The 16646-nt window shown below is 49.2% G+C and carries 14 protein-coding genes; 4 read left to right on the top strand and 10 right to left on the bottom strand.

All coding sequences use genetic code 11. The annotated features are described in order from the left end of the window. Positions 1 to 17: 17 nt before the first annotated feature. From K0504_RS01185 to K0504_RS01175, 3 genes are all read right to left on the bottom strand, one after another. Positions 18 to 494 (bottom strand): response regulator, encoded by a 477-nt coding sequence (locus K0504_RS01185; RefSeq protein ID WP_220102308.1) that lies wholly within the window; start codon positions 492 to 494, stop codon positions 18 to 20. Then, a complete protein-coding gene (locus K0504_RS01180) occupies positions 481 to 1851 on the bottom strand; it encodes an ATP-binding protein (protein ID WP_220102307.1) in 1371 nt (456 codons plus the stop codon). Before K0504_RS01180 ends, K0504_RS01185 begins: the two co-directional genes overlap by 14 nt. 242 nt (positions 1852 to 2093) lie before the next feature. Then, positions 2094 to 3065, bottom strand: coding sequence for an aldo/keto reductase (locus K0504_RS01175; RefSeq protein WP_220102306.1), 972 nt, complete (start codon positions 3063 to 3065; stop codon positions 2094 to 2096). Positions 3066 to 3290: 225 nt separating this feature from the next. On the opposite strand from K0504_RS01175, the gene K0504_RS01170 reads away from it, so the two are divergent. Then, positions 3291 to 3854, top strand: coding sequence for a DUF882 domain-containing protein (locus K0504_RS01170; RefSeq protein ID WP_220102305.1), 564 nt, complete (start codon positions 3291 to 3293; stop codon positions 3852 to 3854). Positions 3855 to 3899: 45 nt separating this feature from the next. On the opposite strand, the gene K0504_RS01165 is transcribed toward K0504_RS01170, so the two are convergent. From K0504_RS01165 to K0504_RS01140, 6 genes are all read right to left on the bottom strand, one after another. After that, on the bottom strand, positions 3900 to 5159 hold the full coding sequence (locus tag K0504_RS01165; RefSeq protein ID WP_220102304.1) for a glutamate-5-semialdehyde dehydrogenase: 1260 nt from the start codon (positions 5157 to 5159) through the stop codon (positions 3900 to 3902). A 69-nt stretch (positions 5160 to 5228) separates the two neighbouring features. After that, positions 5229 to 6347, bottom strand: a complete 1119-nt coding sequence (proB, locus tag K0504_RS01160) for a glutamate 5-kinase (protein WP_404822979.1) — start codon at positions 6345 to 6347, stop codon at positions 5229 to 5231. Between the two features lie 74 nt (positions 6348 to 6421). Next, positions 6422 to 7735, bottom strand: a complete 1314-nt coding sequence (locus tag K0504_RS01155; RefSeq protein ID WP_220102303.1) for a sensor domain-containing phosphodiesterase — start codon at positions 7733 to 7735, stop codon at positions 6422 to 6424. Positions 7736 to 7898: 163 nt separating this feature from the next. Then, entirely contained in the window at positions 7899 to 9134 is a 1236-nt protein-coding gene (locus K0504_RS01150) for an alpha/beta hydrolase (RefSeq protein ID WP_220102302.1), read from the bottom strand. Between the two features lie 14 nt (positions 9135 to 9148). Further along, complete coding sequence (gene gpt / locus K0504_RS01145) at positions 9149 to 9634, bottom strand: xanthine phosphoribosyltransferase (protein ID WP_220102301.1); 486 nt, start codon at positions 9632 to 9634, stop codon at positions 9149 to 9151. 18 nt (positions 9635 to 9652) lie between these two features. Beyond that, a complete protein-coding gene (locus K0504_RS01140) occupies positions 9653 to 10948 on the bottom strand; it encodes an NCS2 family permease (RefSeq protein ID WP_220102300.1) in 1296 nt (431 codons plus the stop codon). 316 nt (positions 10949 to 11264) lie between these two features. On the opposite strand from K0504_RS01140, the gene K0504_RS01135 reads away from it, so the two are divergent. Together K0504_RS01135 and K0504_RS01130 are read left to right on the top strand one after the other, a co-directional pair. Beyond that, positions 11265 to 12380, top strand: coding sequence for a bile acid:sodium symporter family protein (locus K0504_RS01135; protein ID WP_220102299.1), 1116 nt, complete (start codon positions 11265 to 11267; stop codon positions 12378 to 12380). Between the two features lie 200 nt (positions 12381 to 12580). Continuing rightward, positions 12581 to 14029 (top strand): aminoacyl-histidine dipeptidase, encoded by a 1449-nt coding sequence (locus K0504_RS01130; RefSeq protein ID WP_220102298.1) that lies wholly within the window; start codon positions 12581 to 12583, stop codon positions 14027 to 14029. Positions 14030 to 14152: 123 nt separating this feature from the next. On the opposite strand, the gene dinB is transcribed toward K0504_RS01130, so the two are convergent. Beyond that, positions 14153 to 15229 carry a DNA polymerase IV gene (gene dinB / locus K0504_RS01125; protein WP_220102297.1) on the bottom strand — a complete coding sequence of 359 codons (1077 nt, stop codon included), beginning with the start codon at positions 15227 to 15229 and terminating at the stop codon, positions 14153 to 14155. Between the two features lie 262 nt (positions 15230 to 15491). Here dinB and K0504_RS01120 point away from each other — a divergent pair, with 262 nt between their 5' ends. After that, complete coding sequence (locus K0504_RS01120; protein ID WP_220102296.1) at positions 15492 to 16529, top strand: acyltransferase; 1038 nt, start codon at positions 15492 to 15494, stop codon at positions 16527 to 16529. Positions 16530 to 16646 lie beyond the last annotated feature (117 nt).

The raw sequence follows: 16646 nt of genomic DNA, 5'->3' as shown, positions 1-16646 counted from the left end.
TGGTTAAAAAGCCAAATCTACATGCGGCCGCTTTGATAAAGCACCTGCACGTCTAATGCACCCAACATGGTTTGATAGTCGAGCCCCGAATCGAGTACAAATTGCGTGAGTAGCCCTTTACAAGCCGCAATCAGCTCTTCCGGATTCCAAGTCTTTTCAAAGTAGCGGTCAACGCCTGCGCCGTTAATGGCATCAATGGTGTCCTGATGACTCGCTAACCCGGTTAATAAGATTTTTCGGGTAAAACGGTAACGACTATCGGAAGCAATCTCGGTGAGCATGTCCACGCCACTCTTGCCCGGCATCACATGATCCGAAATGACCAATCCAATCATGGCGCCTTCATCATCCAGCTCTTCCATTAAGGTTAGGCACTCGTCTGCCGACTCACATTCTTCAATGTTGAACCACTGCTCTAGCGGCTCTAAATCGCGGACAACGGCATCCAGTACTTCTCGCTGATCATCAACGCATATGATATTAATTTTGTCCATCGCGTTCCCGTATTGGTAGGGTGACCGAGAAGGTGGTTTTCCCGGGAGCACTGTTCAACACAATTCGACCGCTGTATCGTTCCACCAGTCGCAATACAATTGATAAACCTAAGCCCAAACCAAACTGCAAACCGTTCTTTTTAGTGGTGAAGTTGGGTTGGAAAATTTTGTCTTTTAAGTCGTCGGGAATGCCCGGGCCATTGTCGGTAATAACCACCGCCACATAGCCATTAAGCAGTCGCGTTTTGACGTTAATTTGCGGCGCTTCGGTACCCGCCTGCTCCATCGCATCACAAGCATTTTTAATGATGTTGACCCAAATCTGAATCAACTCAGTGAGGTTGCCGTAAATCAGCGGCAGCTCAGCCCACTTAACATCGAGATGCACCGGCCGCAGGTTACTTTTCAGTAGTGACAAGGCTTGCTCGATGGACTCGGTCACCGATACATCATGGGTACGCTCAAAATTACCTCCGCCTAAGATCTTGACCGATTTAACAATGCCTGTGGCATGTTTTGCGGCGACCTGCATGTCATGAAAATCAACGCCAAGCTGCCAGAAGCTAGCGACCTGCTCTAAGCTTTTGAGCACTTGCTTGTCGAGCACGCTGACGTCATCCATGGTGGAAGCCATTTTCGCCAGCAATTTTGCAGTGTCTTTGCTAACCCCAAGCTTGCTTTGAAAGTCTCGGGTTCGCTGACGGATCTCCGAGCTGCTAAGGCGCTGCCCTTCGGTCAGCCCACTTTTAAAAAATGCAAACTGCTTGGTCTCTCGCTCGCGTAGGTATTGTTCAAAGAATTCACCAATGTATTCAGATTTCCGCGCTAGCACGCCAATGGAGTTGTTTAACTCATGGGCAAGGCCGGCGGATAACTGGCCAAGGGTCGACATTTTTTCAGCCTGGATCAGGCGCTTTTGGGTGCGTTGTTTTTCCAGTGCAGCATGGCTTGAGCGCAGCTGACGAGTGACGAGTGCGTTAACAATAACCGGGTTAAATTGCTCGATGAGCGAGCCATATTGGTATTCGTCTTCAGCGGGCGTGGTGAGTTCGATGTACGCCATTGAACACTCGGTTTCGGCCACCACTTTTGAATAGCTGCGATGGCTGCGACCAAAGAAGCTTTGCAGGCCGATAAACATGTCGGGGCCGGAGCGAAAAATCTCAACCGGCTCATCGTCAATGCTTTGGTAACCCACAATAACGCCTTCTAAGATCAGGTAGAGCTTGTCATTAAACTCGCCCTGCTCCAGCAGCGTCTTGCCTCTTTTGAGGGTGAAATGCCGATCGGCCCGACCAAAATATACCTGCTTAATGCGCTGGTAGGCGGGGCTATCCACTAACTCTGAATCGTACATTCAATTGCGTCCTAAGCACTTGTTTTGTAGTGCATACAGTCCATTTAACTCTAGTTCACTAGAGCGCGCTAACCCTGTGATGGATCAAATTGTGTTAATAGAAATGATAACAAGCTGCGGGAATCTAGCTGCGATCACGAAACCAGTCGATAAAACCACCCCAAAGGCCAAACCTTGGTTGGCCTTTAAAAGGCGTTTTAACTTAATCTGCCGCCACCAACCATGATGAGTCGGTGATGACGTTATGGCACATCTTTACCTCGGGCTGCGAGCAATAAGTCATACCAATGCTCGCGGCTTAATGTAACCCGCTCAAGATCTGCGCAGGCGCGAATTCGATCGGGGTTCACGGTGCCAATAACGGGCTGAATATTTGCAGGGTGACGCGTTAAGAATGCCAGCACAATGGCTTCTTTACTCACTTGATACAAACCGGCGTAGTGCGCCACTTTGGCCGCTGTTTCATGAATATGAGCAGACTGCCCTTCTAGATTCCTACCCGAGAACAGGCCTTGCGACAAACTTCCCCATGACTGCAGCTGTATCTCATGTGTTTGACAGTATTCGAGCATGCCGCTGGCGAAGTTCACGTTCGCACCGTCGGGGTTTGCCACCAAAATACCATCTTCAGCCCATCCTAAATTGGTCAGGCTCATTTCCAGTTGATTGACGATCAGTTGGTCGGGCAAGTGACGCTGCAAAAACTCAATTTGACTAACATTCATGTTCGACACACCGAAATAGCGCACCTTGCCTGAATCGGTGAGTTTCTCGAAAGCACTGGCCACATCGTCGTACTCCATTAGAGGATCAGGCCGATGCAGCAATAAAGTGTCGAGCTGTTCGATGTTAAGGCGCTGCAAAATATTGTCGACGCTCTGCAGAATCCACTGCTCAGAAAAATCGTAGCGATTTGGCCCCTGCCCATCGGCAAAGCGAATCCCACATTTGGATTGAATGGTGAGTTGTTCGCGCAACTCTGGCCGTTCGGCCAAGACACGGCCAAACACTTTTTCTGCTTTGCCGGTCCGATAAATATCGGCGTGATCAATATGATTGACGCCAATATCGAGCAAGGTATCAACAACCTGATGCGCTAGCCTCACATCACTGTCATTAATGTCTTCGCCATGCCACTCACCGCCCAAGCCCATACAGCCATAGGACAGCGTGCTAACATTCGGAAAATATTTGTCTAACGGTAGCCTTTTCATAATCTTCTCTTATGGTTATTTGGAGCTTTATGTAGCCCGCTAAGTATACACACCGAACACCTCAAATCAGCCCAAAGCATCCGCAAAAATAATCAATTCTAAACGACCCGGCATGGCGTTTATTGGCTGATTAAAAGTTGAACTTATTCCAAAATCGGCAGTCTATTATCTTTAGGCCAAACCAAGGTGGTTTGTAGTTGTTTTAAGAAATCACAGGTAACGGACATGAACAAACAAGGTATTTCAAGACGTCGCTTTATGGCGGCGGCAGGCGGTATCGCGGTTGCGGCAGGTTTTGGCACACCGGCAGTTGCGCTAGCAGCCGCAACCAAAGCCAGCAATAACGTTCGCCAACTGGCCATGACCCATATTCACACCGGCGAATCGGCGAACTTAGTGTATTTTGAAAATGGTCAGTACATTAATGATGTGATGACAGAGTTAAGCTATCTGCTTCGCGATTTTCGTACCGGCGAAGTATTGGCGATGGATCCCAACGTATTAGATCAGCTGTATTTGTTAAGTAGCCAGTTTGGTTACCGCAAGCACATGCAGATTATTGGTGGTTATCGCTCTCCAAAAACCAATGAAAAGCTGCGTCAAAATAGTAATGGCGTTGCCAAGAAGAGTTACCACATGAAAGGCCAAGCCATTGATGTTGGCTTTCCTGGCTTGTCGCTAGCAACCGCGCGTAAAGCCGCCATATCGCTGAAAGCCGGCGGTGTTGGCTATTACCCCAAAAGCGGCTTTCTGCACTTAGACTCAGGTCCAGTTCGAAGCTGGGGATAAAAAAACGCGCCAAATGGCGCGTTTTTTGTTTGATGATTGGCCGCCTTAGCTGCGAATCAATTGATCACCTTCACCAATCCACTTATAGGTAGTCAGCTCGGTTAAGCCCATTGGCCCACGGGCATGCAGTTTTTGGGTCGACACCGCAACTTCAGCACCAAGACCAAACTGAGAGCCATCGGTAAATCGAGTCGATGCGTTGACATAAACAGCAGCAGAGTTAACCGCGCCAACAAAGGTGTTCGCACTCGCCAGCGTTTCAGTCAGGATGGCATCGGAGTGCTGCGTAGAATGTTCACGAATGTGGTCAATTGCCATATTCAAATCATCAACAACTCGCACCGATAACGTCAGCGACAACCATTCCTGATCGTAATCATCCGGCCCTGCCGCTTGTTTTTTAATGTCGTGACTTGCCAGAATTTGTTGGCTCGCCGGATCTAAACGTAATTCCACACCCGACTGATGCAACTGCGTTGCCACCTTCGGCAAAAACTCTGCAGCAATGGCCTGATGAACCAGCAGCGTATCAAGCGCATTGCACACGCTAGGGCGCTGTACTTTGGCATTTTCAATAATCGCTATGGCGCCATCTTGCTGAGCAGATTGATCAACAAATACATGGCAAATACCAATGCCGCCGGTGATCACCGGAATCGTTGCTTGCTCAATACACAATTGGTGCAAGCCTTTACCACCGCGCGGAATGATCATGTCGACATAGCGGTCGAGTTTGAGCAGCTGAGTCACGAGCGCTCGATCTGGATCGTTAATCGACTGAACAGCGTTGCCATCAATGCCATGTAGCTCGAGTGCTTGTTGAATAACGGCTGTTAATGCTTTGTTTGAGTGGGTGGTTTCTTTACCGCCACGCAAGATGCAGGCATTGCCCGTTTTCAAACTAAGTGCCGCCACATCAATCGTGACGTTTGGCCGTGCTTCATAGATAACACCAAGTACACCGACTGGCACTCGGCGTTTGCGCAAACGCAGGCCGTTTTCGAGCACTTTCGCGTCAAACTCTTCGCCAACCGGATCGGCCAAATGGGCGACCATGCGCACGTCAGCGGCAATGGCGCCTAAGCGTTCTTCAGTTAACAGTAAGCGATCGATCAACGCATCGGTTAACCCATTACTTTTGCCTTGTTCAATGTCTTGGGCATTGGCTGCCAAAATGGCCGCGCTTTGTTGTTCGAGTAAATCGGCCAAGCTTAAAAGGGCCGCATTTTTGACATTGCTCGATAAGCCCGCAAGCTGATAACTTGCTTGTCGTCCGGCCTGTCCCATCGCATTTAAATCAGTCATTTTCTTTCCGTATCTACAATTAATTAAGCAACAGCTGGCTGAGCCATGCGCTGTCAAACTCGATTGCATTCACACCACAATTAATTCGTTGCGGTGAATCGCCACAGAGCCATATTCATATCCCAATAATGGGATGATTTGGTCGGAGTGCTGGCGTTTTATTTTATCTAAATCACTTGCGCTGTAGCGGCTGATCCCGCGGGCTACAATCACGCCCTCTTCGGTGAGCACTCTAACTGTGTCACCACGATCAAATGAGCCGTTGACGCGTAAAATACCTTTCGGTAACAGGCTGCTGCCCCGCTCACGCAACGCTCGAATTGCACCGCTGTCGATGATCACATCACCATCCGGAGCTAATCCGGCCAAGATCCAGCGTTTACGGCTGGCAGACAAATTGGCCGTGGCGGAAAAGCGAGTGCCCACGCGCTGACCTTGCCAAAGGTTGGTGATCACTTCAGGCTGATGACCTGCTGCGATCACCACATCAACGCCGCCATGGCGAGCAACATCCGCAGCTTGCAGTTTAGTTGCCATGCCACCGGTTCCTAAACCTGAAACGCTATCACCGGCCAGTTGCCTTAAGGTGTCGTCAATATGCTCCACTTCAGCAATCAATTCAGCATCAGGGTTACTGCGCGGATCGGCATTAAATAAGCCGGGCTGATCGGTCAACAGCATCAACAAATCAGCTTCTGCTAACACAGACACCAGCGCCGACAAGTTATCATTGTCGCCCACTTTGATTTCTTGCGTTGCCACGGCATCATTTTCATTGACCAAGGGCACAATTCGTTGGGCAAGCAGAGCATTGATGGTGTCGCGCGCATTCAGAAAACGCTCACGATCCTCAACATCCGCTCGGGTTAGCAACATTTGGCCAACGTGAATGCCATAGAGCTGGAATAACTGCTCCCAAACTTGAATCAATTGACTCTGACCAACCGCAGCTAATAGTTGTTTACTCGCCACCGTGTCTGCCAATTCTGGGAAGCCTAAATGCTCGCGGCCGGCAGCAATAGCGCCAGAGGTACACACGATGATATCGCACCCTTGGCGATGCAAAACGGCCAACTGTCTAACCAGTTCAACCATATGCGCTTTGTCGAGGCGGTTACCGCCGCCAGTGAGTACGCTAGTACCAAGCTTCACCACAATACGGCGATAGTCGGAGGGTTTGTTCATCATTAAGCTGTTAACGTTGAAGTTTCGATTTGATAGAGGCCAGCCAGAATAGGGGATGGTGGTTTTTCAGGCAAGTTTTAATCGGGGTCGATATCGCAACAGAGGACTTGAGCATGCCCACCACGGCGGAAATAAACAGATAAGGTTTGGCACATGGAGCCATCGGAGAGCGACAAATAAGGCGATGAGATGTGCATGCGATCTTGCGATTCCATCGCATTACGAAAATAGCTTCGGCGCCCCCAGTCAGAACTCCCCGTTTGAGCCAGAGGGGAAACCGAACTGGCTAGCCGGCTCGCTTCAACCAGCACTTCTTGGCGGCCTTTATCATTGAGCACATAGCAGCGACGGACATGGCTTAAACGCAACAAACTGCGAGCAGCCCGATCGAGCGGCTGGCCATTACGCAGTCCCATGACAGTTTGCTGAATATGATGTTTGAAATTGTCATACAAACGGCGGCGGCGTTCACAATCCCGACGCCAACTGCGTTGTGATTGCACCGATAAATTCGACATTTGAACACGAAGATCATCGTTGTTGGGTAACTCTCTGCGAGGGTAACCAAACAGATAACCTTGCCCCATATCAACACCGGCGTTGGACAGCAGCATCGCTTGCTCAACAGTTTCTATGCCTTCGGCCAGTACGAGCGAACCACTTTGATGCACAAGGTTAACCAACCCGGGCAACATTTGCTGAATCACCAATTCGCTTGTCGCCCGCAACACCATATTGCGATCGAGCTTGACGATATCCGGTAATAAGGTCCAGATCCGCTCAAAGTTGGAGTGGCCTGCGCCAAAGTCATCAATAGCTACTTTGCAGCCTAAGGCGCGGTATCGAGCCACCGCACTGACCAACCCTTGCGGGTCATAACAGGCTTGCTCGGTCAATTCAATAACCACTCGTGCCGGGGAAACTTTGGCCCATTCAAGTGCCGCAGCCAAGTCATCAGCATCATTGTCATCGGCAATCAATTGCGGCGATAAATTGATGAATAACCAGCCGGAAAAGGAATCGAATGTCGAGAAGTTAGCAATGTGCAGTAAGCGAGATAAGCGCTCTAGCAAACGCAGTTCGTTGTCGGAGGTAGCCGTTGGCGCAAACAGTTGCGCAGGCATCACTGTGGAGCCGTGCACATCCTCGCCTCGCAATAACGCTTCACAACCGATGATCGATTGATGGGAGTAGCCGACGATAGGCTGGAGCAGAGAATAGAGGGATAAGTCTTGATAGTGAGCGCGCCACTGATCTTCAACCAACTCGAGTCGCGAAGCTAGCAGCTCAATATTACGACGCGCAAGTTCAGAGATCTGAGACACAGTTCCCTGGGCGCCAGAGGCCGCCAAACCGGCACTTCGTAACTTTAAATTATTGACTAAATCCATAATAAAGCAGCTAGCACACTTTTATGTTTACGCAAGTATGGAAGGCCACTTTTACATAATGCTTACAAATAAAAAAGTTTTTTGCGAAAAAAATGAATAAAACTCAATAAGTTTCGTGAGAGCAGCAGGTAAATACTAATGTTGGGATGATGTTATAAATGGGCTACAGCAACTGCTGTGTCAGCCATTTGGCCGTTGTCGCAAAAGCGGTGTCGATGGACGAAGCAAAAGTTGGCCGTTTTAACTGTTTTAGCTCACCACGCTCAGAACTCGATGCAATGAGGCTGGCATCTGCCATGGTGCCATAGTCATCATCTGGGTGCGCTAACGCTAACATTGGCACAGGTGTTCGACGCACACCAAGTAAGCCTTGTCGACGCAATGAAAAATTGGCAACCGTCGCCATCATCAATTCAGGGTACGCCGCATCCATACCAAGGCGTGAGGCCCACTGATCAAGCAACATTTGCGGCACTTTGCTGGTGAGGTGTTTGTCCACCATAGCTTCGTGTACAGGGGCGCCAATCGCTACCACCGCCGCCAATGATTCTGGCGCCATATAAGCAGCTCGCACTGCGGCGTGACCACCTGCGCGCATGCCAACCATAGCTATTTTTCGACTATTGACCCAAGGGCTGCTTTTAATGTGCTGTAGCACCTGCAAATGAAGAGCACTGGTATCTTGCTCCAGCGTCCAGTGTTCGGCGTAACCGACTCCCGGCATATCAACGCCCAGAACGGCAATCCCTAAAGGCCCAAGATAATCCCGAAACACTCGGAAATAATCAGACTGAAGCGAGTCACCGCCGCCCGCCATGATCACTAAAGGAACCGGATCATCACTTTTCGGCAAATGAAGATAGCATTGCAATTCTTTGCCTTGGTACGGCACTTTGACGGTTTGCAGCGGGTTGATCATCAACGTACCGGCGTGCTGATAAGCTTGATTAGCCAGCACGTGAGCATCTTCTGCTAACATATCGCCGCGTAAGTGCGGATAACCCGCGATGGTGTAAAACAAACATGATTGGAGGAAATGCTTACGTGCCGCGTCGCGTTCGCCAGCCGCCAAAGCCGCTTTGCCATCATGCATTCGTAGCGCGCCTTCTTGCGACCATTCGTAATTCCAGTTACCGGGACGGTAACCGATGACGGTATCAATCAGATCGTCGTGGGTTCGTTTGTTGGTAGAAACAGCAATGCGAGCTTGGACTTCTTGCAACAGCAATGGATCTAAGCCTTGCCAAGCCCACTTGAATACTTGCATTTGCCGATACCAGCCAGGCTGAGCGGTGCGCTCATGAGCCAGGCTGTTGGCAACCGACGATGTTTCCGAAGCTTGCTTGCGCTGCATGCCTTTGCCTGCGCCATCTTCTTTCATATCTGGTTGCCACGTCACGATAAAAACTCCAGTTAATCGATGCTATCGGATTTGCAGATTGGATCGCTATAATTGAGTTGCATATCCCATGGCAGCTCAATCCAAGTGTCTTGCCCTACATCAGCAATGTACTCATCCACCAAATCACGACCTTGCGGCTTGGCATATACCGTAATGAATTTGGCTTTCGGGTACATCTCACGAATTTTCTTCGCGGTATTCCCCGTATCCACCAAGTCATCAACAACAAGCATGCCTTCGCCATCACCTTCCGCAGCACTCAGTACTTTCAGCTGCTTTTGCTGTTCATCATGAACATAGCTAGTAATGCATACCGTTTGGATCAATCGAAGATTCAGTTCTCGCGCCAAAATACTCGCAGGAACCAAACCACCACGAGTGACGGCGATAATTCCCTTCCATTGGGAGGCTGGTAATTGGCGTGAGGCCAGCTCACGAGTGGCGCGGTGTAGTTCTTCCCACGACACAAAAAATTGCTTCGAACTAGCAAATCCCATAGTGGAACCCTTTTACAATTAATGGCCGAAAATCATTAGCTTAACGACAAACAATGCCGCCAATACCCAAACAGCGATAGACACGTCTTTCGCGCGGCCGCTGAACAGTTTGATTACAGCATAGCTAACAAAACCAAGGGCGATGCCATTGGCGATTGAAAATGTAAGCGGCATCATGATTGCCACAACAGCGGCTGGTGCGGCTTCGGTCAAATCTTCCCAGTTCACACGTGCCAAGCCTGACAGCATGAGCACCGCAACGTAGAACAATGCACCTGCTGTAGCATACGCAGGTACCATACCGGCCAACGGCGCAAGGAATAGTGACAGCAAGAACAACAAACCCACCACAACAGCGGTTAAACCAGTACGTCCGCCTTCAGCCACACCCGCGCCACTTTCAATGTATGACGTGGTACTTGAAGTGCCCAGAATAGAACCAGCAACAGTGGCAGTTGAATCTGCTAGCAAGGCTTTGCGCAAGCGAGGCAGTTTGCCGTCTTTGTCGAGCAGATTACCGCGTTGAGCAACGGCCATTAAGGTACCGGCAGTATCGAACAAATCAACAAACAAGAAGGCGAAAATCACACTGATCATCGACACTTCTAACGCGCCCATAATGTCGAGCTGCATAAAGGTTGGCGCAGGATTTGGCGGCATAGAAACAACCCCACCGTATTCTTGCAGACCCAAAATAACAGACAGCGCAGTAACCACTAAGATGGCAATCAATACACCACCTTTAACGCGGCGATGCTCCAAACCAACAATCATGAAGAAGCCAAGAACAGCCAACAACACTGATGGCGACGTGATATCTCCCATGCCCACTAGCGTGGCTGGATTATCAACAACTAAACCGGCATTTTTGAGGGCAATCAATCCCAGAAACAAACCGATACCAGCGCCAATACCAATGCGCAGCGGTTGTGGAATGGCTTCGATGATCCACTCACGAATCTTGAAGATGCTCAGTAAAATAAAGCAGATGCCTGATAAGAAGACGGCACCGAGGGCAACTTGCCACTCGTATCCCATGCCAAGGACAACACCGTAGGTAAAGAAGGCGTTCAAACCCATACCCGGCGCTTGCGCGATCGGGTAATTGGCGTACAAGCCCATGATCAAACAACCAATCGCGGCAGCCAAACAAGTCGCAACAAACACCGCACCTTGATCCATACCCGCTGCAGATAGGATATTTGGGTTTACGAAAATGATGTAAGCCATCGTCAAGTAGGTCGTCAGCCCGGCGATCACTTCCGTGCGCACATCGGTGCCATGCGCCTTAAGTTGGAACAGTTTCTCTAACATGTGGTTGCCTTGTCGGATTATTTTATAATTAGCTGCAATTAAAATTTAAAGCCGCTAAGGATAGCGGCGAAAAAAAAATTGCCAATCCCTGCGCACCATTGTTTTGATTTGAATCAGTAGCGTAATGTTTGCACCGGCAAGTTTAGCAAGACTCAACATTTTTTTGGCCGGTAACTTAACCCTCTAATTTTGTGTGCATATACAAAACTGTTGGGATTCACGAATATTGGTAAGAACGGCTGAACTATTCGAAGCCTACGCCACCTAAAGCGGTATCTTTTTCACAGTTTATTGACTTTAACAAACGGAAACACTGATGAGTGATGCTTTAAAAAAACCTTTATTATTAACTAGCTTGGCTGGTTTAGTTGCCGGTGCAGCGTTATTTGTTGCATCAAATCAAGTTGAGTTGGCTGGTATCGTCATCACGCTGTCGTTATTGCTATTAGCCTTTGGAGTGAAATTAACTCAGCACTTCAACAACATGACATTTACCGTTTATATCTTTGCGGCCGTGTCCGCTTCGATGTTTTTTCCGCAATTCTTCACTCACATTGGCGATTTCAAATTAGATGGGTTGATAGGCCCATTACTCATGATCATCATGTTTGGCATGGGCTGCTCATTGAGTTGGCGAGATTTTTCGGCCGTCATTAAGGCTCCCAAGGCCGTGATCATTGGCGTGCTTTGTCAGTTCACCATCATGCCTATCATCGGTTTGAGCTTGGCTCTGATGACGGGTTTACCGCCAGAAATTGCCGCAGGCATTATTTTGGTCGGTTGTTCTCCAAGTGGTATGGCATCGAACGTGATGGCCTACATCTCTGGTGCTAATCTAGCACTCTCCCTGACTCTAACGTCGGTTGCCACCTTACTGGCGCCACTCATGACGCCATTACTGATGAGCGTACTAGCTGACCAATTTGTCGAAATTGATCCACTGGCCATGCTGTGGAGCATTGTCAAAATGGTGATTTTGCCGATTATTGCCGGCGTATTAGTGAATCACTTCTTTAAGAACAACTCCAAGTTGATCAACAAGGTGATGCCGTTTGTTTCAATGGCCGCCATCGCGTTAATCATTACCGTCATTACGGCTACAGGACGCGATTCACTGCTGACCATTGGCGGCGTATTAATCATTGCCGTTATTGCTCACAATATATTGGGTTATATCCTTGGTTACACGATGGCCAAGGTTGCAGGCATGGATGAAGCATCAGCTCGCAGTGTGTCGTTTGAAGTTGGCATGCAAAACGGTGGATTGGCATCGGGCTTAGCAGTAGCAATGGGTAAAGTTGCCACCATGGGATTGGCGCCAGCAGTATTTGGCCCAGTCATGAATATTAGCGGCTCGGCGTTAGCGGCTTTCTGGCGCAAGAAAACACCGGTATCGCAACCCGCAGAAAATGCTCAACCCGAGCAGGCATAAGCAGCTATTGAGTACGGCTGCCACAAGACTTAAACGGTCATGTGGCAGCCAGCCGCTTGAATGCTTAAATATTCACCACTGTTCAAAAAATATGACAGTGAGATGACATTTGGTTCAGGCCAAGCCATTGGCGAGTGATTATTACTTCCATACACTGTCGCCACCGTTTTTACGTGTCACATGAGCTTCAGGAGCATCCATTGGCCAATCTATCAACTCTGCAGCCTTCAGCGCTGTGGCAATTCTTTGAATCCATTTGCAGCATTCCTCATCCATCCAAACATGAAGAGGCGCTGGCGACTTGGATCTGCCAATGGGCAACCGAGCAAAAGCTGGACTGGCAACGTGATGAAGTGGGTAACGTCATTATTCGTAAAGCCGCAGCAGCAGGTTGCGAGCACTTACAAACGGTTGTGCTACAAGCCCATATCGATATGGTGCCGCAGAAAGGCGTCAGCAGTAGCCACAACTTTGAAACGGATCCGATTGAGACGGTCATTGATGGTGACTGGCTAAAAGCCAACGACACTACCCTTGGTGCCGACAACGGCATTGGCATGGCGTCTTGCTTAGCGGTATTGGCCGCCGATGACATTGCCCACGGCCCGTTAGAAGTATTACTAACCATTGATGAAGAAGCCGGTATGACCGGTGCATTTGGTCTTCAATCTGGCGTATTGACCGGCACAATTTTGATCAACACCGACTCTGAGCAAGAGGGTGAAATCTACATGGGTTGCGCCGGCGGTATTGATGCCAACATCAGCTTTCCAATCACTCGCGAGCCAGCCCAATTACCTCACGCGGCCACCATTACCATCGGCGGCTTACGCGGCGGTCACTCTGGTGTTGATATTCATTTAGGGCGCGGCAATGCCAACAAACTGCTGGCACGTACCCTGTTTGCTCTACAACAACAGGGTGATATCGAGCTTGTGTCATTTAACGGCGGTTCATTGCGTAATGCGATTCCTCGTGATGCGAATGCGATTGTTCGCTGCGCAGATTTAGCTGCACTGCAACAACAACTGACGACTCTTGAAGCCATTTTCCGCAACGAGTTGGTGGTATCAGAGCCAAACCTGAGTATCACACTGACCGAAACCGATGATCAGCAAGCGGTACTCAACCAAGCCAGCTACACCACGTTCATTCAAGCGATGATGGCAACGGCCAACGGTGTTATGGCGATGAGCCAGCAAATCGATGGCGTGACTGAAACGTCAAGTAATCTCGGTGTCGTGACCACAGCAGACGATCACATCAAAGTTCTGTGCTTGATTCGCTCGCTGATCGACAGTGCTCGCTTACACACGGAGCAAGCGATTAGCAGCACATGGCTGCTCGCTGGTGCATCGGTTGAGATGAGCGGCTGCTACCCAGGTTGGGCTCCAAACCCTGACTCGCCGGTCATGGGGCTGGTTCGTCAGGTCTATCAACAGCATTTTGACGATGAACCTAAAATCATGGTCATTCACGCTGGACTCGAATGTGGATTGTTCAAAACCTCTTATCCAGATCTCGATATGGTGTCCATTGGCCCAACGATTAAGTTCCCTCATTCACCGGATGAGAAAGTTCAGATCAGCAGTGTTGCCAACTATTGGACGTTGTTGGTTGAGCTGCTGAAGGCCATTCCAGCAAAATAATCCGAGCAGCATCACCCAAAAAAGGCGCTTGAGGAAACCCAAGCGCCTTTTTATTTAGCAGCAGCATTTGCATCGTCTGATCGACATCGCCAAGTACGACCAATCCATCAGCCAAACCAAGTCCTAAGATGATGAAGCAAACGGCAAATCCAACTGAGTTTGGCTGGTCGAGCGCAAGCCAACGGAAATACCAACCAAACGGATCCCTTTGCCCTTCCGCCGCTGATAGCCTTCCGCTAACAACTCCAGCAAACTCGCTCGACTAACGCTCGACTGCTTGTGCTCAACGGTCGTCTGACGAAAATCCGAAAATTTCAATTTAACCCCGCAGCGATCAATCCGCTGACTGGCTTCGGCATGGTCAATACGACGCAGTAAATCCGGTAGCAGTTCATCCACTACCGCTTGGCAGTCAGCCAGCGATATCAAATCGTCAGGTAATGTGGTTTCGACACCAACGGACTTGCGGATCCGCTCAGACATGACCGGGCGCTCATCGCGACCAAAACATCTTTCGTGCAGCGCTACACCAAACTTACCAAACTGCTTGATCAGCGCGTCTAACGGCTGTTGTTGTACATCTGCCGCCACACGCAAATTCAAGCGGTGCAGCCGTTCCAATGTTGCTTTGCCAACACCGGGGATCTTCTCTAACGGTAAACGCCTGACAAACTCTGCGATTTGCGGCGGCGCCACCACATATTGGCCATTGGGCTTATTTAAATCACTCGCTACTTTCGCTAGAAATTTATTAGGGGCAATTCCTGCGGATGCCGTTAATCCGGTGACCTTCAGAATGTCTGCACGAATTTGCTCTGCTAACAAACTGGCACTGCCACGAAACAGTTTACTGTCGGTCACATCTAAATAGGCTTCATCCAGCGACAGCGGTTCAATGTGCGGTGTATAACGTTGAAAGATCTGATGGATTTGGGTCGAGACGTCTTTATAAAGCGCCATTCGCCCCGGCACAACGTTGAGATTGGGGCATAAACGCAATGCCTGCGATGTGGCCATGGCCGAACGCACCCCATAACGGCGAGCCTCGTAGTTGCAAGTCGCAATCACGCCACGGCGATCTGAAGCGCCTCCCACAGCCACCGGCAAGTGACGCAGAGCCGGTTGCTCACGCATTTCAACCGCGGCAAAAAAGCAATCCATGTCGATATGGATGATTTTTCTGAGGGACGCTGAATTCATAATGATACTGTATACTTAAACAGTGTTGTTGCCAAGATTCTGTATGAGATTAGGACACTCGAACAGCCATCTCAAATTTTGATAATCAATCCATCGATACCAAATTACGCTAGCCTACACATGAATAACTCGTGTATTTTTTAACGCAGAAACCTGCTAACAATATGCCATGCTACGGCGGCTATGCGTAAAATCAGCCAGTGATTTACGAGCTAACCCACATCGAAGCAGCACAAATGGATAGCCAACCAAGGAGTGAACTTTGGCCACACGAATCGACAGCGTAGATACCGTCCGACTATTGGCAATCACAGGCATTATCGCCATTCATTCGGGGCCGTTTCGTAACCACGGCTTTGAAGCAACTGATGAGTACCAGTTGGGTGGTGTGCTGTTCAACCAATTAGCCAGATTCGCAGTGCCATTTTTCTTTATCATTTCAGGCTATTTCTTCGGCTACAAAGTACGAACCGGCGCTAATCATTTCGACATAGCGAGTAAAACCTGCAAACGAATCATTAGTTTATATCTGATTTGGAGCTTGATTTACCTACTGCCTTACAACGTTTCCTCTTTGTTTATTGACGGCTCTGATGGGCCATTTAGCCTTGCTAACCAACAGTTCAACTTGCTGCTTGAAGAGCCCTCGCGAATAATTTTTGTTGGCGCCAAAGGCCATCTCTGGTTCCTCTCATCGCTCATTCTTTGCACCGCCATTGCTGCATTCTTGTTGCGCTATCGGCAAACAGGATTGCTTATTGCGTTGGCTATCGGCTGCTATGTTGTGGGCGTTTTAGCCAAAGCCTATGAAGCCACGCCGATCGGCATTGAGCTGGATTTCAACACCCGCAACGGCCCGTTTTTTGGACTCATTTATTTCGTCACAGGCTATCTTCTGTCAGGCGTGAATAACCGCGAAAAATGGTTTAGCTACGGACTTATATTATTGCTTGTCGGCGGTGGATTGGGGTTGGTTGAATCGAGTTATTTGCATCGTGAATATGGCGCTTCGCCGTACCCGGACTTTGTGTTCGCTACCGTTATTTTTGGCCTTGGTTCAGCCTTAATGTCACTGTCAAACCACCCGTTGTTATGTAATCGAAAACTGGCCACGATAGGCCAAATGACCTTGGGAATTTATGCCTTACATTACATGGTGATTGATCTGCTAAAACCTTTAGACATCGCATTTAACCACCCGCTTTGGGAGGTCGGTTATGTCTTTGTGGTACTGCTGATGTCAATTGGAGCCAGTAAACTGTTACTGGCATTTCCTCGCACTAAAAAGTTGGTGGCGTAGAGCAAGCAGCAATCGCGTTAGACTAAAAAGGCGATAAGGCAGTGGTGACTGCCTTATCGCCCATTGTTCAACGTGAAAGCTCAGGTCAAAAAATTCAGTACGAAAATCTCAGCTCAA

The sequence above is a fragment of the Neiella holothuriorum genome, assembly GCF_019457915.1.
In the GTDB taxonomy this organism is placed as follows: Bacteria; Pseudomonadota; Gammaproteobacteria; order Enterobacterales; family Neiellaceae; genus Neiella; species Neiella holothuriorum.
This window is presented reverse-complemented; position numbering and strand designations above follow the sequence as displayed.

What these genes read in the sequence shown, in the direction of transcription:
- K0504_RS01185 (WP_220102308.1), bottom strand. Translation starts at nt 494, where the DNA reads ATGGACAAAATTAATATCATATGCGTTGATGATCAGCGAGAAGTACTG.
- K0504_RS01180 (WP_220102307.1), bottom strand. Translation starts at nt 1,851, where the DNA reads ATGTACGATTCAGAGTTAGTGGATAGCCCCGCCTACCAGCGCATTAAG.
- K0504_RS01175 (WP_220102306.1), bottom strand. Translation starts at nt 3,065, where the DNA reads ATGAAAAGGCTACCGTTAGACAAATATTTTCCGAATGTTAGCACGCTG.
- K0504_RS01170 (WP_220102305.1), top strand. Translation starts at nt 3,291, where the DNA reads ATGAACAAACAAGGTATTTCAAGACGTCGCTTTATGGCGGCGGCAGGC.
- K0504_RS01165 (WP_220102304.1), bottom strand. Translation starts at nt 5,159, where the DNA reads ATGACTGATTTAAATGCGATGGGACAGGCCGGACGACAAGCAAGTTAT.
- proB (WP_404822979.1), bottom strand. Translation starts at nt 6,347, where the DNA reads ATGATGAACAAACCCTCCGACTATCGCCGTATTGTGGTGAAGCTTGGT.
- K0504_RS01155 (WP_220102303.1), bottom strand. Translation starts at nt 7,735, where the DNA reads ATGGATTTAGTCAATAATTTAAAGTTACGAAGTGCCGGTTTGGCGGCC.
- gpt (WP_220102301.1), bottom strand. Translation starts at nt 9,634, where the DNA reads ATGGGATTTGCTAGTTCGAAGCAATTTTTTGTGTCGTGGGAAGAACTA.
- K0504_RS01140 (WP_220102300.1), bottom strand. Translation starts at nt 10,948, where the DNA reads ATGTTAGAGAAACTGTTCCAACTTAAGGCGCATGGCACCGATGTGCGC.
- K0504_RS01135 (WP_220102299.1), top strand. Translation starts at nt 11,265, where the DNA reads ATGAGTGATGCTTTAAAAAAACCTTTATTATTAACTAGCTTGGCTGGT.
- dinB (WP_220102297.1), bottom strand. Translation starts at nt 15,229, where the DNA reads ATGAATTCAGCGTCCCTCAGAAAAATCATCCATATCGACATGGATTGC.